The sequence below is a fragment of the Companilactobacillus insicii genome, from assembly GCF_003946015.1.
GTDB classification, from domain to species: Bacteria; Bacillota; Bacilli; order Lactobacillales; family Lactobacillaceae; genus Companilactobacillus; species Companilactobacillus insicii.
In genome coordinates this window covers 1-22,268 of the sequence record NZ_RHNU01000015.1, presented here as the reverse complement: position 1 = coordinate 22,268, position 22,268 = coordinate 1, and the positions used below count along the sequence as shown (strand labels likewise).

Annotated in this window: 22 protein-coding genes; 8 read left to right on the top strand and 14 right to left on the bottom strand. The window is 36.6% G+C overall.

Annotation, left to right across the window (positions count from 1 at the left end):
* Positions 1-25: 25 nt before the first annotated feature.
* A complete protein-coding gene (locus EKM79_RS06290) occupies positions 26-1,750 on the bottom strand; it encodes a pyruvate oxidase (protein WP_125567015.1) in 1,725 nt (574 codons plus the stop codon).
* Positions 1,751-1,953: 203 nt separating this feature from the next.
* Between EKM79_RS06290 and EKM79_RS06285 the strand changes: the two genes are divergently transcribed.
* Positions 1,954-2,475, top strand: a complete 522-nt coding sequence (locus EKM79_RS06285) for a DUF308 domain-containing protein (RefSeq protein WP_125567014.1) — start codon at positions 1,954-1,956, stop codon at positions 2,473-2,475.
* Here EKM79_RS06285 and EKM79_RS06280 read toward each other — a convergent pair.
* Positions 2,472-2,846, bottom strand: coding sequence for a PaaI family thioesterase (locus tag EKM79_RS06280; protein WP_125567012.1), 375 nt, complete (start codon positions 2,844-2,846; stop codon positions 2,472-2,474). The genes EKM79_RS06285 and EKM79_RS06280 overlap by 4 nt on opposite strands.
* Before the next feature lie 25 nt (positions 2,847-2,871).
* Here EKM79_RS06280 and menB point away from each other — a divergent pair, with 25 nt between their 5' ends.
* Together menB and EKM79_RS06270 are read left to right on the top strand one after the other, a co-directional pair.
* Positions 2,872-3,687 (top strand): 1,4-dihydroxy-2-naphthoyl-CoA synthase, encoded by an 816-nt coding sequence (gene menB / locus EKM79_RS06275; RefSeq protein ID WP_425454023.1) that lies wholly within the window; start codon positions 2,872-2,874, stop codon positions 3,685-3,687.
* A gap of 658 nt (positions 3,688-4,345) precedes the next feature.
* Positions 4,346-5,800 (top strand): o-succinylbenzoate--CoA ligase, encoded by a 1,455-nt coding sequence (locus tag EKM79_RS06270; RefSeq protein WP_125567010.1) that lies wholly within the window; start codon positions 4,346-4,348, stop codon positions 5,798-5,800.
* Positions 5,801-5,844: 44 nt separating this feature from the next.
* Here the strand turns inward: EKM79_RS06270 and EKM79_RS06265 are convergent, their stop codons facing one another.
* The 6 genes from EKM79_RS06265 to serC all read right to left on the bottom strand — a co-directional run bounded on the left by EKM79_RS06265 (position 5,845) and on the right by serC (position 11,343).
* On the bottom strand, positions 5,845-6,417 hold the full coding sequence (locus EKM79_RS06265; protein ID WP_125567008.1) for a GNAT family acetyltransferase: 573 nt from the start codon (positions 6,415-6,417) through the stop codon (positions 5,845-5,847).
* Positions 6,418-6,721: 304 nt separating this feature from the next.
* Positions 6,722-7,474 (bottom strand): alpha/beta fold hydrolase, encoded by a 753-nt coding sequence (locus tag EKM79_RS06260; RefSeq protein WP_125567006.1) that lies wholly within the window; start codon positions 7,472-7,474, stop codon positions 6,722-6,724.
* A 69-nt stretch (positions 7,475-7,543) separates the two neighbouring features.
* A complete protein-coding gene (locus tag EKM79_RS06255) occupies positions 7,544-7,798 on the bottom strand; it encodes a hypothetical protein (RefSeq protein WP_125567004.1) in 255 nt (84 codons plus the stop codon).
* Between the two features lie 951 nt (positions 7,799-8,749).
* Entirely contained in the window at positions 8,750-9,022 is a 273-nt protein-coding gene (locus EKM79_RS06250; protein WP_125567002.1) for a LysR family transcriptional regulator, read from the bottom strand.
* Between the two features lie 73 nt (positions 9,023-9,095).
* The gene (locus tag EKM79_RS06245) at positions 9,096-10,265 is read right to left on the bottom strand and encodes a phosphoglycerate dehydrogenase (RefSeq protein ID WP_125567000.1); all 1,170 of its coding nucleotides are present in this window, start codon (positions 10,263-10,265) and stop codon (positions 9,096-9,098) included.
* Position 10,266: 1 nt separating this feature from the next.
* The gene (gene serC / locus EKM79_RS06240) at positions 10,267-11,343 is read right to left on the bottom strand and encodes a 3-phosphoserine/phosphohydroxythreonine transaminase (protein ID WP_125566999.1); all 1,077 of its coding nucleotides are present in this window, start codon (positions 11,341-11,343) and stop codon (positions 10,267-10,269) included.
* Between the two features lie 278 nt (positions 11,344-11,621).
* On the opposite strand from serC, the gene EKM79_RS06235 reads away from it, so the two are divergent.
* The 3 genes from EKM79_RS06235 (at position 11,622) to EKM79_RS06225 (ending at position 14,581) form a co-directional block, all read left to right on the top strand.
* Entirely contained in the window at positions 11,622-12,245 is a 624-nt protein-coding gene (locus EKM79_RS06235; RefSeq protein WP_125566997.1) for a histidine phosphatase family protein, read from the top strand.
* Between the two features lie 270 nt (positions 12,246-12,515).
* A complete protein-coding gene (gene proB / locus EKM79_RS06230) occupies positions 12,516-13,322 on the top strand; it encodes a glutamate 5-kinase (protein ID WP_125566995.1) in 807 nt (268 codons plus the stop codon).
* An 11-nt stretch (positions 13,323-13,333) separates the two neighbouring features.
* A complete protein-coding gene (locus EKM79_RS06225) occupies positions 13,334-14,581 on the top strand; it encodes a glutamate-5-semialdehyde dehydrogenase (protein WP_125566993.1) in 1,248 nt (415 codons plus the stop codon).
* A gap of 57 nt (positions 14,582-14,638) precedes the next feature.
* Here EKM79_RS06225 and EKM79_RS06220 read toward each other — a convergent pair whose 3' ends face one another.
* A complete protein-coding gene (locus EKM79_RS06220) occupies positions 14,639-15,034 on the bottom strand; it encodes a VanZ family protein (protein ID WP_246005642.1) in 396 nt (131 codons plus the stop codon).
* A 601-nt stretch (positions 15,035-15,635) separates the two neighbouring features.
* Positions 15,636-16,580 (bottom strand): D-2-hydroxyacid dehydrogenase, encoded by a 945-nt coding sequence (locus EKM79_RS06215; protein ID WP_125566988.1) that lies wholly within the window; start codon positions 16,578-16,580, stop codon positions 15,636-15,638.
* 234 nt (positions 16,581-16,814) lie between these two features.
* On the opposite strand from EKM79_RS06215, the gene EKM79_RS06210 reads away from it, so the two are divergent.
* Positions 16,815-17,534, top strand: a complete 720-nt coding sequence (locus EKM79_RS06210) for an MIP/aquaporin family protein (protein WP_125566986.1) — start codon at positions 16,815-16,817, stop codon at positions 17,532-17,534.
* A gap of 171 nt (positions 17,535-17,705) precedes the next feature.
* On the opposite strand, the gene EKM79_RS06205 is transcribed toward EKM79_RS06210, so the two are convergent.
* Together EKM79_RS06205 and EKM79_RS06200 are read right to left on the bottom strand one after the other, a co-directional pair.
* Positions 17,706-18,926 carry an ABC transporter permease gene (locus tag EKM79_RS06205; protein ID WP_125566984.1) on the bottom strand — a complete coding sequence of 407 codons (1,221 nt, stop codon included), beginning with the start codon at positions 18,924-18,926 and terminating at the stop codon, positions 17,706-17,708.
* Positions 18,919-19,815, bottom strand: a complete 897-nt coding sequence (locus EKM79_RS06200) for an ABC transporter ATP-binding protein (RefSeq protein ID WP_125566982.1) — start codon at positions 19,813-19,815, stop codon at positions 18,919-18,921. Before EKM79_RS06200 ends, EKM79_RS06205 begins: the two co-directional genes overlap by 8 nt.
* Positions 19,816-19,919: 104 nt before the next feature.
* Between EKM79_RS06200 and EKM79_RS06195 the strand changes: the two genes are divergently transcribed.
* A complete protein-coding gene (locus EKM79_RS06195; RefSeq protein WP_125566980.1) occupies positions 19,920-20,819 on the top strand; it encodes a DMT family transporter in 900 nt (299 codons plus the stop codon).
* Positions 20,820-20,886: 67 nt separating this feature from the next.
* Here EKM79_RS06195 and EKM79_RS06190 read toward each other — a convergent pair whose 3' ends face one another.
* Both EKM79_RS06190 and EKM79_RS06185 read right to left on the bottom strand, forming a co-directional pair.
* Positions 20,887-21,630, bottom strand: coding sequence for an SDR family oxidoreductase (locus EKM79_RS06190; RefSeq protein ID WP_125566978.1), 744 nt, complete (start codon positions 21,628-21,630; stop codon positions 20,887-20,889).
* A gap of 12 nt (positions 21,631-21,642) precedes the next feature.
* Positions 21,643-22,059 carry a cupin domain-containing protein gene (locus tag EKM79_RS06185; protein WP_125566976.1) on the bottom strand — a complete coding sequence of 139 codons (417 nt, stop codon included), beginning with the start codon at positions 22,057-22,059 and terminating at the stop codon, positions 21,643-21,645.
* Between the last annotated feature and the right edge of the window lie 209 nt (positions 22,060-22,268).

Below are 22,268 nucleotides of genomic sequence, written 5' to 3'. Positions count from 1 at the left end.
TTTATTAAATTTAATTTAATTTATCCTACAAGAATGAACGTAGGATTTCTTTCATTGGTGGTAATTCAGGCATAGACTTCTTGTCGATCAAGTGTCCCATACCGAACTTAGCGTAACCCTTAGCTTCATCCATAACGATTTTACCAGGTAGTGGAGCTTCGTCAGTTACAGCTACATCTAAGACAACTGGACGATCTGTATTCTTATACTTCTCGATTGCCTCAGCATATTGTTCATTAGTTGTAATAGTCTCACCAATTCCTCCACAGGCCTCAGCAAACTTAGCAAAGTCAATATCAGGTAAACTAATACCGTAGTTTTGTTGACCAGCTGATTGTTGTTCGTACTCAATGAATGCTAATAGTTTATTATTCAAGACAGTAATTACCATTGGCAACTTGTATCTAACTGCAGTTGCGAAATCTTGCATGACCATTGAGAAGGCACCATCACCGGCAACAGCATAAACTGGACGGTCAGGCATTGTCATCTTAGAAGCAATTGCGCCAGGCAATGCACATCCCATTGTTCCTAACCAAGCTGAGATTGTGTACTTCTGAGTTGGTTTAGCATCAATGAATCTAGCTCCAAAGGCTGTAGATGTTCCGACATCAATTGAGAAGACAGCATTATCCTGAGCAGTAGTTGATAAGTCATGGAACATTTTAGATGGCAAGACACCTTCATGATTCTTGCTATAAACATCTTTCATCCATGAACGCCATTGAGCCATGTGACTAACAGCTGTATCCAAGAATGGACGTTCCTTTACTTCATCACCTAATTCAATCATACGTTGTAATACCTTTTGAGTCTCTCCTTGAATGGCGACATTTACACGATGACGCTTACCTAGCTTATCCCCATTAATATCCACTTGAATAGCATCAATCTTGTGATTCAAATAAGGTGCATAAGGATAGTCAGTTCCAAGCATAATCAATAAATCTGCTTTTCGCATCATTTCATAAGCGGCTTTCGTACCCAACTTACCTAATTGTCCTAAATTATAAGGGTGACTATCATCAACCATCCCCTTAGCAGGCATAGTTTGAATAATAGGAAGTTTAAATTTTTCGATAAATTCAAGTGTTTCCTTCTTGGCGTTTCTAATACCAGTACCAGCTAATACGATTGGATTAGCGTGAACCTTGATCAAGTCAAGAGCTGCTTGGATTTCCTTATCATCAACTTGATAATCTTCAATCTTGAAGTTATCAACATTAGCGTTGAAATTATCAGAAATCATGTGTGCTGGAATATCATCAGGAATCGTTAATACAGCTACACCCTGCTTAGAATATGCAGTGCGAATGGCTTCATCAACTATACGTGGTAGTGATTGTGGATCCATGATCATCTTATTATATACAGCCACATCATCAAACAAGACATGAGTATCGACTTCTTGGAAGAAGTCTGTATTTAACATCTTCGATTGAACTTGTCCCAAAATTGCTAGAACTGGTGCATGATCCATCTTGGCATCATATAAACCATTAAGTAAGTGAATGGCACCTGGTCCACCAATTGAGAGACAAACTCCGATTTTTCCTGTTAATTTTGCTTGAGCAGCCGCAGACAATGCTGCAACTTCCTCGTGTAAAACATGCGTAAACTTGATTTTATCTTGTGCTCGATACATTGCATCAATTGTCGTGTCAACAGAATCCCCAGGTAATCCAAAAATATTGTCGATTCCCCATTGACTCATTATGTCGATCATCTTATCTGAAGCACGTACTTTCATTTATAACTTCCCCCTTGTAATTTAATCATCTATAATACAATACCACTTTTATTTCACAATCCAAAGTATATGCTTATTCCAGTTTTTGCAAGGATTATAGAGACAATTGCAATCAATTGTGAATCTTTTGTCTAATTCTAATAATTTATTTGTGGTAAAATTTTGTTATTATAGGAATATATGCATTTGGGGGAAGTGAAAAAATGGTCAAACAGTTCCAACTTTATCGTTGGCTGCGCTTTGTTTTTTTATTAGTGACAGGAATCTTAATTGTTATAGAACCGATTCGAAGTCTGAATATTATCATTTATTTGGTCTCAGGATATATCGCTATTTACGGAATTCTATCAATTATGGATGGAATTGGCATTCGCAAAAAAACTGGAGATACTAATATTGCCATCGGTTTAGGTGTTGGAGCTTTGATCCTTGCTGCAGCTATTCCTATCGTAGCGAGGCTAATCGTTGTATTAGTACCACCAGTTTTAGGAATCATTCTGTTAGTTAACGGCATCAATCAATTCAGAGATTCTCACGAGACAAAAAAACAAGTCAATATTACACCTTGGCTTGATTATTTTTATTCTGCACTGTTGATGATTGCTGGAGTAATGTTTATTCTACAACCACCAAAGATGATTATTTTTGTTTATCAACTATTTGGGATTGGTCTCATCCTACTAGCATTCTTTGAAATTGTTAATTCTAGACTGTACCGTAACTAATTTAGCTTAGTCTTTTTCAAGGTGACAGTACTCATGCTATTGTTGATAGCACTATCTTCTGGATGAGTTATGACTTGCCAAACTTGAATCGAATAACCAATTTTGATTGGTAGAGCTTCGGCTATCAGTTTTCCATCTTTAACAGTATTAAGGTGATGTGTCGATATGTCTACTCCAACAGCCACTTCATCAGGTTCTGATATGTTAAGATTAGCTCCAATACTAGCGGCGGTTTCTGCCAATACAGCATTAATTCCGCCGTGCATAATCTTGTATGGCTGTAGATGTTTATCTTCTACTTTCATCTGTAACGTAACACGATTTTTGTTCTGTTCTATTACTTCTATACCCAAATTTTCTAATAAGTTCATTATTAACACCTCGGAGGTTATTTTTATGAGTGAATGGAAAAACATTAAAGATTACAAAGAAATTATTTTTGAACGAATGGGCAAAATTGCCAAGATAACTATCAATCGTCCTGAAAAGCGCAATGCCTTCACACCTGTCACTGTACAGGAAATGATTGACGCTTTCAATATTTGCCGTGATGATGCAACAATTGGTGCCATCATTTTAACTGGACAAGGCGACCTAGCCTTCTGTTCTGGTGGTGACCAAAGCGTTCGTGGTAACGGTGGATACGTTGGCCCAGACCACATTGCTAGACTAAATGTCTTGGATCTACAACATCTGATCCGCATCATCCCTAAGCCAGTTATTGCCATGGTACGTGGCTGGTCAGTCGGTGGAGGAAATATCTTACAACTAGTGTGTGACTTAACTATCGCAGCTGACAATGCCAAGTTCATGCAAACTGGTCCAAAAGTTGGTAGTTTTGATGCCGGATACGGTTCAGCCTACTTAGCAAGAGTTATTGGCCACAAACGTGCTAAAGAAGTTTGGTTCCTATGCAAACCTTACACTGCTGAAGAAGCCTTCCAAATGGGATGGATCAACAAAGTGGTTCCACTAGCTGACGTTGAAAAAGAAACTATCGAATGGTGTAACGAAATTTTGAAGAAGTCCCCTACTGCCATCAGATTCATCAAAGCAGCTATGAACGCTGATACAGATGGTGTAGCCGGATTGCAACAATTAGCAGGCGATTCAACAATGCTATACTACACAACTGACGAAGGAAAAGAAGGCCGTGACGCCTTCCTTGAAAAACGTGATCCTGATTTTGATAGGTTTCCTAAGTTTCCATAGAAACCAGAGAGTGGAGAAAGCCGGGGGAACTTTTGAGCACTGCCTAGGATAACGCAGGTGGAACGAAGTGACGCATTCGTTATTCGTAGCAGGCGCAGAAAGTTGGCTTTCGCAACTCGTTTCAAAAATCAGAGAGTGGAGGAAGGGCGTTCAGACCTTGAGCATTACCTAGGTTAGTGAGTTTGCCACGTAGTGGTGAAGTCACTAATCGTAGTAAGCGGAGAGGTTTGCCCTTCTGCAACTCGTTTCAAAAATCAGAGAGTGGAACAAAACGTTTAACTTCTGAGCATTACCTAGGTTAATAGATTTGCCACGTAGTGGTGAAGCTATTAATCGTAGTAAGCGGAGGAAGTTGTTTTGTGCAACTCGTTTCAAAATAAGAGAGTGGAGAAGAGCGATTAACTCCTGAGCACTGCCTAAGATAGTGAAGGTGACAACGAAGTTGGCGCGTTTGCTATCTGTAGCAGGCGCAGGGAGTTGCTTTTCGTAACTCGTTTCAGAAATCAGAGAGTGGAACAAAACGCGCTTACAAAAGACAATACTCTGCGCTTACTACGATTAACAATTGCACCAACTCTGTTGGCACAATCGTTAATCTAGGTAATGCTCAAGTATTCCCGTCTTTTGACGCGCTCTAATTAAAAAAGGAGTAAAAACCGTGGAAAACTGGCTAACTAAACGTGCAAAATTAGACCCAAATAAAATTGCATTGATCATTGAACATTCAGATTTTACCTTTAGTGAACTGAATTCCACTGTTCAACTTTGTGCTAAAAAATTACATAATTATATTCATGAAGGAGATCGTGCTGCACTTTTTATCAGCAATTCATTTAATGGTTATATTGCTATTTTAGCGCTTCAACAAATCGGTGCTGAGATTGTTTTCTTAAATTCCAGATTGTCTAGTGACGAATTAAAGTATCAACTTAACGATTCTGATGCAAAAGTCTGCTTGGTCGATGATTCAAGTGAGTATCACCAAATAAATAAGGTAAACACTAACAAAATCTTCCTATCAGATATTCTAAGTATGAAGCCTGATCCTGATTACAAGCCTGTTGCGGAATTTGATAATAATTCTGTAACTTCTATAATGTACACTTCAGGTACTTCAGGTCGTCCAAAGGGTGTTCTACAAACTTTTGGTAACCACTTCTATTCAGCAATTGGAACTTCGTTGAATCTTGGCATTAACGACAAAGACTCTTGGGTCTTAACTGTCCCATTATTCCATATTTCAGGATTCTCTATTATGATGCGATCTTTGATTTACGGAATTCCTGTATATCTCATTACCAATTTCAACGAAGACTACATCAACAAAGTTCTCATCAATGAACGTGCTACGATAATATCACTCGTTCCTACTATGCTTAAGCGATTATTGAATAACCTCCCCGCCGGCAAACATTACAATGACAACTTCAAATGTGTCTTTCTTGGCGGTGGTCCCATCGATAATTGGACTTTGTTAAGATGCAATATGCTACACATCCCTGTCATCCAATCCTATGGTATGACTGAAACAGCATCTAATGTCGTTGCACTTAACTTCCGTGATGCCGAACGAAAAGTAGGTTCATCGGGGCAGGCACTATTTCCAGTCAACCTAAGAATCAGCAATCCTAATGATGATGGTATTGGTGATATTGAGATCAAGGCTCCTAATGTCGCAAAGGGATACTTAAATAAACAATTACTTTTTGACAAAAAAATAACCGACGACGGTTTCTATAAAACTGGCGATATCGGTTATCTAGATGACGAAAACTTCCTATTTGTAAAAGGCCGAAAAGATGACATGATAATTTCCGGTGGTGAAAATATTTACCCTGAAGAAGTTGAGAATATCTATGGAAAATTGTCAGGACTAGAAAGCATTTTTGTTATCGGTGTTCCAGATGATGAATGGGGCGAGGTCCCTGTTGCCTATGTAACAATGGCCAAAGATGCTTATTTATCAGGTGAAGATTTGATTAACTTCGGTCGTGAGAAAATGGCTCATTACAAAGTTCCTAAGGAATTTAGACTAGTGACTGATGTTCCTAGAACCGCTAGTGGTAAGGTCGTAAGACGTAAGTTTAAGGGTATTGAATATACTAAAATGTAAAAAAAGAGATTCCACATTTTTGCGGAATCTCTTTTGGTTTGTAATCAACTAAGATTTGAAACAATATCTTTTATTTTTCTAATGTATAAACACTGATTATTAGGTGTTCTATACGATAGTACCTCATTAAAATTATTTTCTAAATAAAACTTTCTCAAATGGATTTCATCATCAACTTCCAAATATAGGATTCTTCCACCTATTAATTCATAAATTTCTTCAACAGTTTTATAAATCAAATATAGCAGTTCATTTCCGGAAATTAAATCAGCATAATTATTATTTTTTCCTAATTGACCTACAAGAATAGATTTTATCTCATAGTTTTCTCTTTCCGTTTTATGTCCAATACCCAAAAGTTGCTTTTTCAAAGAATTAGAAAGTTTAGAAAAATTCCTTTTTGAAATAACTAAGGGCTTGTTTGTTATTGAATAATATCCTACTAAAACAAACTTTTTCTTATATGAAGAAAAAATAAGATACGTTCTTGATAAGTCCATTTTCTCAAATTGTATAGATTTATATAATAAAAATTCCTCCACATCTTTATTTACAGAGGAAAAACTTTTAAATATATTATTTAACTTAGATTCTTCAATATCTTTAAGTTGAATCACAGTATAACCCACTAATTAAAGTCCTTTAAAACTGAGTTAATAGTTTTTATATCTTTTTTATCAACAAATTTAACAGTTTTTTTTATTCGTATACTTTCATTGTTAACAGATATATTACTCAATGTATTAGCGAGACTTTTGCCACTTTTTTGAGTGAAAATAAACTCCGTCTGAAAACTCTTCGTTGACATTTTATAACACATCCTTTCGTTCAATTAAGTACTGTTTACGTAATCATATCATCTACAACATAAATTAAACAACCACTATTACTTAATAAATAAAATGAAATATTTTATGGTAATCAATACAAATAATACTCAAAAAAGTTAGCAATCTTATCCATAAGCCGTGTTTCAACTAGATGTTTTGCTTTATATCCAGTAATAAAGGCAACTTGCTCCGCGTACTCTTTACCTTGAATACTATCGAAAAACTTCTTAGATTGAGAGTATGGAATTCTCTCATCATCAGTTCCGTGCCAGAACAATAGCGGACGCTTATTAATTGTTTCCGGATAATTGCTCAAATCATACTCATCTATCCAACTAGTCAAACTCTTCATATCCGAAGGAATATACAAGTTATGTTTTTTTGCGGATTCTCTAACTAACTTAGCATAAGCACTTAGATTAGGTGTCCCCATAATTATTGTTGCCGCGGTTATTTCCGGGTGCTGCGTTAATAAAGCTCCGGTAGTCATGCCACCCATCGAATATCCACCGACACCGATTTTTTCATCCAAAATCAAATTTCGTTTCAAATAAAAATTCTTAATCAAGTCAAATTCAGCTAAATTACCTTGAATGCTATTCCAGAAAGTAAAGGACGGAATGGAAGAAACATCATGACGACGCTGCCCATGATTCATTGCATCAGGTAAAACTACACGAATTTTTTTCTTAGCGAGCTTTCTTGCTTGCGTCAAAACTAATTCCTTATCAGATCTCCAACCATGATAAAAAATTACTAGCGGAACCCTGCTATAACGATATTCTTCTTCAACAACTTCTAGTATCGGTACATCTTGCAACATCCTTCGATAAATTTTTACCATAATTATCACCTCATTCCTATCTTACTTGATTGAGGGTATAAAAAAAAGATTGAGACCATAGCCCCAATCCTAATATCTATTTGATCGATTAAAAGATTGATTAATCTTAAAAATAAGTTCGTCAACATCACGCTCATTAATATGATCTGTTTTTTCGTCGTATTCAATTAAGTCTCGTCGAAAATCTAATAATGCTGGCTCAAAGTCGCTGTTTTCGAAGCGATCAAGGTATTGCATAACTATGCCGATTAGATTTCTCTCAGAAAGCATGTTGAATTCTCCGACAGATTCTTCAATCGTCTGAATTATTTCTTTACGGTCCATTTTAAGCTCTCTCATTTCCTCCAAGGTATTCCCCCGCCTTTCTGTTTAGAAATTATTGAACTCCCCTGTATCTCATTGCGCAGAACTTGTTGTAAAGCTCATGAAGTCATTATCTAACAAAAGTTGGCGGTTTGGAATTCATTTTTATATAATAAAATTATATTTAATTGACGCATTGCCGTCCTGATAGGGTTTTTCACTTGCTCAAGCGGGAATAAATTTCTTTTGGCATGGTTTTAAATAATTTTGACCAATTCCTATCACATTTAAGATAAAATCATTTATCATTATTGAAATATTTATTAATTGATATAGATATTATGTTATTTGAGCTATATAATAAAGATGTTTATACGGGCGGGGATGTATAAACAAAATAACGAAAGTTATTAATTAAAAGTGGTACTCCTTCTCAACTGCTTATAGATTAGGGTTTGTGGTAGGCTTTAATCTTAATTCTCGCAAAGGGGGTAGAGACTCGTGGTAGGTCTCTGCCCTTTTATTTTCAGAGAGTGGAACAAAACGGGTAACTTCTGAGCATTACCTAGGTTAATAGATTTGCCACGGAGTGGTGAAGCTATTAATCGTAGTAAGCGGAGGAAGTTGTTTTGTGCAACTCGTTTCAAAAGTCAGAGAGCGAAAGAAGGGCGTTTAGACCTTGAGCATTACCTAGATTAGTGATTTTGCCACGAAGTGGTGAAGTCGCTAATCGTAGTAAGCGCAGAGGTTTGCCCTTCTGTAGCTCATTTCAGTCAGAGAGCGGAGAAATCCGGGTAAATTCTGAGCACTGCCTAAGATAAGGAAGGTGGCACGAAGTGACGCATTACTTATCTGTAGCAGGCGCAGGAATTTGGATTTCGTAGCTCATTTCAGAAAAATCAAAACAAATTCAAAAAGCTCGTCACAGAAAATAATTATTACTTTCCGTGGCGAGCTTCTTTAATATCATTACTAAGAATTATTAGAATCATCCATATCACGCTCAATATCAATGCCATATAAATTATTAACTGGTGCATCCTTGGGAGCTGGATGGACGACTAAGATGGTTGTTGCACCTTTACTACTTACATAACCAACAAATGTTGTTACTTCCTCAACATAATATGGCAATCCATCAGAATGAATTATGTATTGACCAGCAACTGGCATATTTTCAACAAATACTTTATTCATCCTAATATAATCATCCCCATCGTGGAGAACGATAAGTACCTTATACATTTTAATATTATCCCTCCTTTTTTAATACTTATACAAAAGTTGTAACATATCCTAGATATAGATTGACAGTAAATTACTTATGTTTTATTAAACGAGCACGATAAACTTCAGGTATCTTATCAATTTGTTGTAATAATTCCGAACTATTATCATTCAAATTATCCACATCAATGATTGTATATGCCGTATCCTTCTTAGCAGCATTAGACATACTCGCAATATTAATGCCAATTCTGGCCAATATTGTCGTTATCTGACCTACCATGTTAGGAACATTCTGATGAATAATGGTGAATCGATATGGTGCTTCAAATGGGACTTTCATTCCAGGAAGATTAACTGATTGTATCGTATCTCCAGTTTCTAAATATCTCATAATTGTAGTAGCTGCTTGCGTTGCCCCATTGGATTCAGCTTCTAATGTTGAACCACCGATGTGCGGAGTAATGATTACATTAGGTTGATCAGCAATAATTGGCTCACCAAAATCAGTTACATAATACTTTAACTTCTTATCCAGCACAGCTTCGAGTGCCACTTCATTATCAACAATCCCTAATCTAGAATAGTTGAATAGTATAGAACCATTCTTCATAGCAGTGACGACATCCCTATCAATCAACTTATCTGTTTCATTATTCTTCGGTACGTGGACTGTCACATAATCAGCATCTTTTACCGCTTGCTTGATTGTCTTAGAACGATCAACGTGATTGTTGATGTTCCATGCCGCATCTGTCGATAAATATGGATCATATCCGATAACATTCATACCAAGCTCTAGGGCAGCTTCTGCGACTAGTGATCCCACATGACCTAATCCAATAACGGCTAACTTCTTACCCATCAATTCTGTACCATTGAACTTAGTCTTATCAACTTCGGTACGCTTAGAAATATCAGCTCCAACGTGATCGTTAGAATATTCATTCGCCGCAAAAATATTTCTTGAAGCAGAAATCATCAATGATATTACCAATTCCTTCACAGCATTAGCATTGCTTCCTGGTGTGTTGAATACTGCAATACCAGCCTCAGTTGCTCGATGAATTGGAACGTTATTCGTACCCGCCCCTGCTCGAACTATTGTCTTAAGAGAACCAGGAAACTGTGCATCACGCAAATTAACTGAACGTATCAAATATGCATCCGCATTATTAGTTTGATTAATTTGAAAATCACTGCTGAAAGTATCTAGCCCTCTTTTAGCAATTGCATTAAAAGTTTTTACTTGATAAGTCATATTATATTTCCTCTTGATGTTTAGTTTCAAATTCATCCAAAAAGTCAACCAAAGCAGTGACACCTTCAATTGGCATCGCATTGTACAAACTTGCACGCATACCACCTACTAATCGATGTCCTTTAAGATTAACCAATCCACGAGCGGCCGCTTGTTTAATAAATTCTTGGTCGAGTTCTTTATTACCAGTCACAAAGGGAATATTAGTTAAAGAACGGTCTGAATCCTTAATCAAATTATTAAACATCTTCGACTGGTCTAGGAATTGATACAGCTGATTAGATTTAGCACGATTTATTTTTTCCATTTCGGCAATTCCACCAATATCCTTCAGCCACTTCAGAGTTAATCCGGCTACATAAATAGCGAACACTGGTGGTGTATTGAGCATTGAGTTCTTATTAGCTAGTAGTTGATAGTCCAACATACTTGGCAAATCCTTACTACCAATCAAATCATCCCTTACGATAACAACAGTTAATCCAGCAATGCCCAAGTTCTTTTGTGCACCAGCATAAATGGCGCCAAAATCCTCTACTCTATATTGCTGAGCTAAGAAGTTAGAAGACATATCTCCAACTAAGATTTGATCAGTTTTTGGTAATTTATCAAATGCAGTTCCTTCTATAGTGTTATTAGTGGTTAAATGAATATAGTCATATTGATTGCCGTCATCAATATAATCAGGCAATTGATGGTAATCATAATTTTTAGATGTCGCTACAGTTGTGACTTCAGTTCCAATTTTTTCAGCTTCTTCACCAGCTCTAACTGACCAGTGCCCGGTATCGATCAATCCAATATGATTGTATTTGGTTGCTAAGTTAAGAGGTAGCGCCGTAAATTGTAATGTTGCGCCACCTTGCAAAAACAAGACTTTGTAATTATTAGGTATATTCATCAGTTCTCTTAAATCCGCCTCAGCGTCACCAATTACATTGTCGAATAAGCTGGAACGATGAGATATTTCCATGACACTCATACCTGAATTATTAAATGAAGGAATGTCCTCTTTAATTTGATTTAATACTGGTTTTGGTAACATAGCTGGTCCAGCTGAAAAATTATAAACTGTCATTCTTATTTCCACCTTTGTTTTAGAATAAAAAAATAGAACCCTCACGAAGATGTGAGAGTTCCCAAACAAAAGTCTGAATTATTGCCCTCACAGCTTCAAAATCATGAATCCATGAGGGCTTAACCGGAAGTTTAATAGGCCTACATGGATAACCGTGTAGACAAGGAGGAGCTTATTAAGCTAAAATGTAATTGTTTAGTCATAATTAATTTACCTCCAATAAACTTAAAGATACTTTAACAATCCAATTGGAGAAAGTCAAACAGAAGGAGAACAAAATGACAGAATTTTATTTCATCAGACATGGACAAACAGACGCTAATGCCGAAGATATCAAGCAAGGTACAATAAACACAACCATAAGTAATCTTAACGATACTGGTAAGAGTCAAATGAAAAAATTGCACGAAGTTTTTAATATTAGCTTCGCTGACGAATTAGTTCACAGCCCTCTTAATAGAACATTAGAATCTGCTCAAATATTAAATGAAGGCTACAATCTACCGATGTCCACTGACGAACGTCTTCTCGAAATATCATATGGAGAGTGGGACGGACAAAAAAATTCTGAATTACGCGAAAAATATCCACGTTATTTTGATAAACACCTTCATGATGTTCTACCTGACTATGTTGAAGTTGCAACAAAGGGTGAGACTTTCCCACAAGTAGTAGCACGTGTTAAATCATTTATGCTAGAAAAGACTCTCAATACACCTGATAAAAAATACATTGTCGTTACTCACGGCTTTACAACAAAAGCCGCTGCACTCGGTGTAGTTGAACCGCAAAATCCGATGACACTCCCTGAACCGAACAACGCTAGTGTTACAAAAATAGTAACATTGGCGAGAACTCAGGATATGTATTTAGAATATTATAATCGGGAGTTTAAGTTTTAGAGAGTGGAGAAAACCGGGAGATTCTGAGCACTGCCTAGGTTAAGGAAGGTGCCACGAAGTGGTGCATTTCTTAATCGTAGCAGGCGCAGGAATCTGGTTTTCGGAACTCGTTTCAGAAACTCAATCTGGTTTTCCAAAACGAGTTACACAAAACAACTTCTTCCGCTTACTACGGATAGTGACTTCACCACTGCGTGGCAAATCCACTATCCTAGGTAATGCTCGGAAGTTACCCGTTTTGTTCCACTCTCTACTAAAATGGTGATAAACATGCAAAACAAACGCAAACTAATTTCAGATCGTATCGTAATAAAAGTGGGTACAAGTACCCTCATACATCAAAATAGCAAGGTTCGCTTAGAGGTCATCGACAAACTTGCCCATGTTATGAGTACTTTAAAAAAAGACGGCAAGGATGTTATTTTAGTTTCATCCGGTGCTATCGGAGTCGGAATGGGCGTTCTTCATCTCGATAGTCGTCCTGTCAAAATCTCTCAACAACAAGCTGTTGCCGCAATTGGACAGGCCGAGTTGATTCAAATCTACAATGAAGCACTTCATAAGTATGGAATGTGTGCTGCACAAATGTTGATAACTAAGGACGTAATAGACTATCCTGAAAGTCATACTAATGTAATGAACAACTTCCAAGCCCTATTGGGGATGCCCAATGCGATTCCTATCGTCAACGAAAATGACGCTATTACTGTTTCAGAATTGGATCACTTAACAAAGTTCGGTGACAATGACCAATTATCAGCTATCGTTACTAACTTGGTTGATGCCGATCTATTAATCATGCTATCTGACATCGACGGATTTTATACTGCAAACCCACTCAAAGTACCTGATGCAAAATTAATCGATCGTGTTAGAACAATTAATTCTGACATCATTGCTGCCGCAGGTGGCCATGGAACTAAGTTTGGTACTGGTGGAATGACAACTAAATTAAAGGCTGCTGAAAGAATTCTAAAACACAATCAACAAATGGTTCTCGCAAATGGCAAAGACCCCGACATTATCTTTAACATTTTATCAGGTGATACAGTTGGAACATTATTCACAAAAATTTAGGAGGTCATATCATGATTGATTTGATTGATATGGGTAAAAAAGCTCAAAGTGCCTCGTTTGATTTGGGACAACTAGGAACTAACGAAAAAAATAACGCATTGTTAAAAATGGCTGATGCTTTGATAGACAATACAGACAATATTATTTCTGAGAATAAAAAAGATATCGAAAATGCCAAAAGTAATGGCATTGCTAAAGCAATGATTGATCGATTAATGTTAGACAAAGATCGAATTGCTGGCATGGCGGATGGATTAAGGCAAGTCGTTGCCCTACCCGATCCTATTGGTAAAATCGACCGTGGCTGGACTACAACTACTGGTTTAGATATCGTCCAAGAACGTGTGCCTCTTGGAGTTATAGGGATGATTTATGAAGCTCGTCCTAACGTAACGGTTGATGCGGCTGGACTATGCTTTAAGGCAGGTAATGCGGTAATCTTACGTGGTGGTAAAGAAGCCATTAATTCAAATATTGTTTTGGCTGATACGTTACGTAATGCTTTAAGGGAGATTGGTATAACTGAAAATGCAGTCCAATTAGTATCAGACACTAGCCACGAAATAGCCAATGAAATGATGCAATTAACTGATTATATTGATGTCCTAATTCCTAGAGGATCTGGAAAATTCATTAAAATGGTCGTAAATAAAGCCAAAGTTCCAATCATTGAAACTGGTGCCGGTAACTGTCACATCTACGTCGATAAAGACGCCGACCTAGACAAGGCTTTGCCAATTATCATTAATGCCAAAGTCCAAAGACCATCAGTATGTAATGCCGCTGAAAAAGTCGTCTTACATAAAGACATTGCTGAAAAGTTCCTACCAAAACTATATCAAACTTTGAAGGATAACAATGTTGAAATACGTGGTGATGATCAAGCGGTTAAAATCGTACCTGATATCATCCCCGCTACTGAAGATGATTGGTATACTGAATATAATGATTACATTATTGCAATTAAGATCGTTGATGACTTAGATGAGGCTATCAAGCATATCAACAAATATAATACAAAACATAGTGAATCAATCATCACAGAAAACTACGCTGCAAGTCGCAAGTTTATGAAACAAATTGACGCTGCTGTAGTTTATGTTAATGCCTCAACACGTTTTACAGACGGAAATGAATTCGGCTTCGGTGCTGAGATTGGTATTAGTACACAAAAGCTACACGCCAGAGGTCCCATGGGTGCCAACGAATTAACTACTACTAAGTACTTAGTTCAAGGTGACGGACAAATTAGAAAGTGAAAAGTAAAAGGTAGACTGCTAACTTAAAAGTTAAAGCCGTCTACCTTTTTTTGTGACCTAATTAATTACCAATCTATTCGATAACTGTCTCTCATAAGTATACTGGTACATTAATAACAACACTGCACCAATAACGATACCAATTCCATTAGCAACTACATCACTAATATCACTAGTACGATTGATAAAGTATACATGGGACAAATAATACTGCATTGTTTCAATACCAGTTCCTGTAATAAAACCGATAGGGATCATTGAGCCCAATGACAAATTAGAAAAGGCTTGTTTGATCAAGAATCCTAGCGGTACGGTCAACACGATATTCTCTAAGAAACCTAAGTCATAATTAATATGATACAAGTTCACTCGTCCAATACCGGCGGGCATAATATAAATATTAGTTCCATCAAATGACAATGGTGTAAACAAAATAACTCCTAAGAAAGTCATATAAAACAAACTAACTAACGCTATTCTTCGATTATAAAATTCTTTTATATTATCCAGAATGTAAGCCCCATTTAAAAACGATAAAATTAAAATTATTAATAAAGGTATCCAACGCATAGGCAACACTCCTTTTTGCTTTGTACACTAAGACTACCGCCTATTTGTTTAATCCATCTTAAGAAAGTTAGACTTTTTTGTGACGAATTAAAAAATATGTCTAATCACATTCTTGTGATCAGACATATTATTGAAATCGGAATAGAACTCCTAAATCTAAGCTGGAGAACAAACACTAAGAAGTCCGCTGTGGTAGTGGTGTTAGAGATTCATCGCTTACTCCACTGGACGTATTTTGAAATTTGCGTTTTTCGCAAAGTTCAAAATCGAGATTCGAGACCGCTTCTCAGGCTCGAACCGGTCCTCATAGCGACTTCTTTGTTTTTGTTCGGAGGCGGAAACGCGCTTACGATAGACAACTCCCTCCGCTTACTACGGATAAGAAATGCACCAACTACGTTGGCACCTTCCTTATCCTAGGTAATGCTCAGGAGTTCCCGTCTATCGACACGCTCTACAATCTCCCGGCTTTTTACACTCTCTTTTAATACCCTTCATCATAATTAACAACATTCTCAACAACTTCACCATTTTCAACGTACGACTTCAAATTACGCTTAAAAATATCAAAAGCACGTTCAGCGTAGTGTACACTGGTTCCGGCATTATGAGGAGTAATAATTACATTCTTCATTTCCCACAATGGGCTGTCTTCATCTAGTGGTTCAGGTGTTACAACATCCAATGCCGCACCCGCAATTTTCTTTTCTTGTAAAGCATCAACTAAGTCATCCATACTAGTTGTTTTTCCACGACCAATGTTGATATAAAAAGCTTTTTTAGACATTTGATCAAATAAATTTGCGTTAAAAATACCATTTGTTTCATCAGTATCAGGTAGTGCATTAATGACAAAATTAGCGTGTTTTACACCATCTTTAAATTCTGACATCGGAATCATTTCGTCAATATTTACATCAGATTGTTCAGAACGACGAACTCCGATGGTTCTCATCCCAAGAGCTTTAGCATATTGCGCAATCTTACTCCCAACATGACCAACTCCAACGATCATAACAGTCTTGCCATATACTTCGTCATAAGGCTCATCGAACTTCCATTCTTTCTTTGCTTGATGTAGAACTGACAAATGCATATTTCTCATCAACATTAGCATATAAGCTATTGTTTGTTCCGCAATATTAATTGCATTAGCACCTGATCCGTTAGTCAACGTAATTCCTTTTTCAGATAATTCACGCAAAGGTAATGATTCTACTCCTGCACGAACGACTTGAATCCAATTTAAATTAGAACTATTCAGAATACCGTCCTTCAATGAATTAGACCAGTTATATAAAACCTCAACATCGTCTAAATCAGCTGCTGTAACGTTCTCTGGTGAAGCTACTGTTAGCTCAACACTAGGGATTTTCTCAATTCTTTCTCTCTGGTGATCTGTCAAATTTACCAAGCTAAGAACTTTCATATCCACTACCTCTTATTTAAAATTTATCTTCAATTATAGCCATCTATTACTAAACTATCCAGTTTTCTAATTAATCTATTATGAAAAAGGATTTATATGGTACACTTATAAATGTTGTTCGTAAAATTTGATTTATTCAAGCAAATATGTTAATTAATTGCTCCATTTCTGGGGCAATTTTTTATTGTCTAAATCACTTTTACAAATAAAAAAATTTATTAGGGGTATAATTTAATGCACTATACGTTATTAACGCGCTGCATTGCGGAATTTATCGGAACCGCAATTATGGTAGCTCTAGGTAATGGTTCAGTTGCCAACGTTGAATTAAAAGGTACTAAGGGATTTCACGGTGGGTGGATCTTGATTGGTTTTGGTTATGGTATTGGTGTTATGATTCCAGCCATGATGTTCGGTCCTGTTTCAGGTGGACAGATCAATCCAGCTATGACATTAGCCTTAGCCTTCAATAATGAATTCCCGTGGGCAGAAGTTGGCCCATACATCTTGTCTCAAATGTTGGGAGCAATTTTTGGTCAAATCATGGTTGTAGCAGCTTACAAGCCTTACTACAACAAGACAGAGAATGTTGAATCTATCTTAGGAACATTTTCAACAATTGATGCAGAAAACAGCCGTTTAAACGGATTTATTAACGAATTTATTGGTACCTTCATTCTTGTTTTCGGTGCCGTTTCACTTACTTCAGACCATATTGATCCTCGTGCCGACTTTATCGGTCTTGGATTCTTAGTTATGTGTCTAGTTATTTCATTCGGTGGTCCTACTGGTCCAGCTCTTAATCCAGCTCGTGATCTTGGTCCACGTTTACTTCATGCTATGTTGCCATTCCCACACAAGGGTACTTGCCAATGGAAATACGCATGGGTTCCTGTAGTAGCACCAATCTGTGGTGCCATCTTAGCTGTTCAACTATATGGATTAATATTTTAGCTACTAAAAAGATGCTGTGAAATAACCTTAAAGTTTATTAAATTGGCAGCGTAAACGCGCGCCAAAACACAACTTCTTCCGTTTAACTACAAACAACCTCGCATTTACTTACGTAAATACGAGGTTGTTTTAGGTTATACTCAGAAGTTAAACATATTTTACCACGCTCTTTTATCTGTTATAAGCAATTCCACGCTTAAGTCTCTTCCAAAAACTAGAATCATCCGTTTGTAACATTAGACCTTGATAAATCTTACCAATATAATATGCCATCAAGAATATTGTGGCAATTAAGATTAGCAGTGAAATTGCCATTTCAATTGGTGATGCATCCCCGTTAATAACACGCATTGGCATGAAATATGATGAGAAGAATGGAACATACGACAAAATCTTAACTATCAATGCATCCATATTATTCTGGAATGGGAATGTAACGAAAAATGCCAGCATACTGAGCATTGTAACTGGTTGAGCAGCTTTAGACGCGTCTTCTGATTTGGCTACTAAGGCTCCACATAATGCTGCCAAAATAGTATAAATCACAACTCCTAGTAACAAATATACTAAGTTAATACTCAACAGATTGTGTAAAACCGCACTGATAAGATCTTTATTTTGCGCAAGTGCAGTCTTGGTTAAGCTAGAATGTTGGGCAAATGAGAACATCCCCCAACCACCTATTACATAAATCAGGATTTGTGTGACAATAACCATCATTACTCCCAGAACCTTACCAATAAAGTACTTAGTTGCAGTGGTACTAGAGAAGATGACTTCCATTATCTTAGTACCCTTTTCAGAAGCAATCTCCTGTGCAGTAATAGAAGTGTATGTCACTAAGATCGTATAAACTAAGATAACCATGATCCAAAATGAAATCATCTTAGCCAAGTTATCAGTCCCAGTCTTCTTAGTTATTACTTCCTTGAATTTTGGTTGCTGCTGCAATGACTTAGCTTGAGTTGCTGAAAGCTGTGCTGTACTGTAATTCAATTGTTGTTGAACTGTGCTAGTAAAAATTGTCAGTTTATTTTTCAAGCTGTTGCTCATAGAATTAGATCCATGATACGTTGCAGATACTTGATTATTATTCGTCTCCAAAATCAAATATCCTGATAATTTATTGTCTTTTATTTTTTTCTTTGCTGATTTTACCGACTTAATACTAGTATCAATATCATCTTTATTTTGCTTAACAAAAGCCTGCTTTAGTTCACTCTGACCAAAAACTGCAATATCATCACTATGACTTGCACCGCTAGCACTCATATATCCAGCACCAATACTAATTCCAAAAATAATAAAGGGACCTATTATCAATGCCACAAATCCCCATGACTTGACTTGTCTTAAAAAAGTTTCAAAGGTTACAATCCAAAGCTTATTCATTACGATCACCAGCCTTCATTCTAAATATTTCATTCAACGTTGGTGGCTGTTGACTAAATTCCTCAATATATTGACCATGAGTTAATTCGTCAAAAATATCTTTACCGGCGGATTCATCATCCAAATCCAACAAATAACGATTCTTTTCACGTTGCGTCACTGAAACAACATGTGGTAATTCAGACAATTTGTCAGCAGTCCAGTCAGTCGTAACGAACAATCTGGTTTTACCGAATGTATCACGAACATCCCCCACGGTTCCATCAAGAACTATCTGACCATTCCTCAACATAACTAAACTATCGCAAACTTCTTCAACGTTCTCCATGTCATGACTAGAAAAGATAATCGAAGCTCCATTATCTCTGGCATCAATAATTGCCTGCTTCAGTAAGTCTGAATTAACCGGATCCAGTCCGCTAAAGGGCTCATCTAAAATTATTAATTTAGGGTTATGGATTAGTGTACAAATCAACTGAACTTTTTGTTGGTTACCTTTAGATAACGATTTGATCTTGTCTTTCTTAGTACCTTTAACGGCAAATTTCCTTAGCCAAGTATCGATCTGTGGTCGAATTTCTTTGGCCGATTTATTTTTTAATCTAGCTAAATAAACAATTTGTTGCTCCACCGTTAATTTAGGCATTAAACTTCGTTCTTCTGGTAAATAACCGATTTGGTCAAAAACAGATTCAGTTATTGGCTTATCTTGCCAAGTTATTTTACCGTCATACTGCAAGAAGTTAAGGATACTGTGAAATGTTGTAGATTTACCAGCACCATTTTGCCCAATCAATCCTAAAATATGACCATTAGGTATCGTGAAGTTAATATCATCTAGAGCTTTTAAATTACCAAAACTCTTACTCACGTGTTGTACACTAAGCATTTTGTATTCCCCCTATATTTTGTTGATTTAAGTATACCGTATGTTCTTTTCTAACGATAATAATGTGATAGCATATGAGTTAATGATTAAGGGGGGAAGTACTTATGACAGATCAACAAAAAGGTTTGTTTTACGCTATTGCTGGTCCAGTCCTATGGGGATTTTCCGGTAGTATAGCACAATATTTATTTAGTTTTGAGAATATTCCGACCCAATGGTTAGTCGGATTAAGGTTAATTTTGGCCGGTATTTTGTTACTTATTTGGTGTGGCATAGCAATGCCTAAGGAACTATTCGGTATTTTAAAAAAGCCAAAATACATATTTCAATTGTTGTGTTTCGGTTTACTAGGAATGTTACCAGCACAATATACTTATTTCATGGCAATTAAGTATGGCAATGCTCCAACGGCTACTGTATTACAGTTTTTAGGGCCATTATTTATTATTTTGTATTTATCATTACGCAATCTTCAAATGCCTCGTAGAATCGACATGATATCTATTGTTCTAGCACTGATTGGAACATTTTTGTTAGTAACGCATGGTCGTTGGAATACCTTGGCATTATCACCACTTGCCGTATTGTGGGGAGTTGGTTCAGGTATAAGTCAAGCTTCGTATACCCTATTGCCACGCGAACTACTTAAGAACTTTGACGCTAGAATTGTTACTGGCTGGTCAATGTTGTTAGGTGGAATTGTCTTCGCACCAGTTGCACACTTGAATCAAGTTCCACATTTGACTACAAAAGCCTGGTTGCTAATAATTTTTATCATCATTGGTGGTACAATGTTTTCTTATTTATTTTATCTTCAAAGCTTGAATTATTTAACCGCTACAACAACCGGTATGCTTAGCGCATTTGAGCCTTTGACAGCTACCATTTTGTCGGTTACTCTTCTTAGCACACACGTTGGACCTGCCGAAATAGCAGGAGCATTATTAATTCTTGGCATTACATTCTTACAAGCATTACCGCCTAAACTATTTATCGGTAAATAGATTTATAATATAAAATACCCCCGTATTTACATAGTAAATGCTAGGGTATTTGTCGTTAAACGAAGTTTTAGGCTTGTTTAGTTGGATAAATAGTAAATTCGTTAACGTTAACTTCTTCTGGTTGATCAATTGCAAAATTAACTACACGTGCTATCGAAATTGGAGCAATTCCGACTTGGTCGTACAATGCATCCATACCTTTTTTAGCATCTTGATCTGTAATTGTGTTTAACAGTTCAGTATTAATTGCGGCTGGATATAGGGTCGAAGTTCTAATATTAGTCCCTTCTTGAGCACTTTCTGTCCGGATAACTTCCATCAAGTTTCTAACTGCAAATTTAGTTGCTCCATAAACACCAGCACCAGGAAAGCTCTTTATACCTGCAACTGACGACGTTGTAATAATATGACCATGTTTTTGATTGGTAAATTCTGGCATTACGGCCGCAACTCCATTAAGAACACCTTTCAAATTAATATCAATCATGTCATTCCATTCATCAGTATGTAAGGCACTGATTGGTGAAGTTGGCATGATACCAGCATTGTTGAAGATAACATCCAATGCTCCATATTTATCATTTGCTAGTTTAACTAAGTCCTTAACTTCTTGAGGATCACGAACATCTGTAACTTTATATGCTGCTATACCGCCATCCGATTCAATCTCTTTAACAATCTTAGCTAATTTCTCTTCACGACGAGCACCGAGTACTACCTTGGCGCCGTTACTTGCTAGAAGTTTTGCTGTGGCTTCTCCAATACCTGATGATGCACCTGTTATTACAACTACTTTATTTTTTACTGACATTTAGTTTCTCCTTTATTTATCTAGTTTGTTATATTCTTCATCTGTAACTTTTTCTAACCATTCAGAGCTACCTTTTGTAATAGCAACGTGACTGAACCAACTATCCTTAGTTGCACCATGCCAATGCTTAATGCCATCATGAATTGCTACCACGTCACCTTTTTTCAACAATTGAGCTGGTTTACCTGCCTCTTGATACCATCCCTCACCACCTGTTACCAAGAGGATTTGGAATCCATCATGATGAATGTGCCAGTCATTACGACATCCTGGTTCAAACGTCACATTACCAACATTTACATCGATATTGTCATCAGCTGATACCAAATTTTTGAGATAACTTTGACCGATAAAATATTGAGCATAAGCTTCATTCTTATCTCCAACTGGAAATACTCCATTGTTTTTTAATTCCTCATATTTTGCCATTCTATATACTTCCTTTTTGTTTTTGATTTCTTATTAATTGATTACAGGAACCATTAAACTACTTAAAGTTAACTTTAAGTCAAGAAAATATTTAAAAAAAGCTAGATATTTTTTCTTGGTATAAACCCAGAATGAAGTGCAAGACAAAAGTTAGACAAAATTAAATATTTAAGCTGCTAAAGCATGTTCCCGGTATTCTACTGGTGACA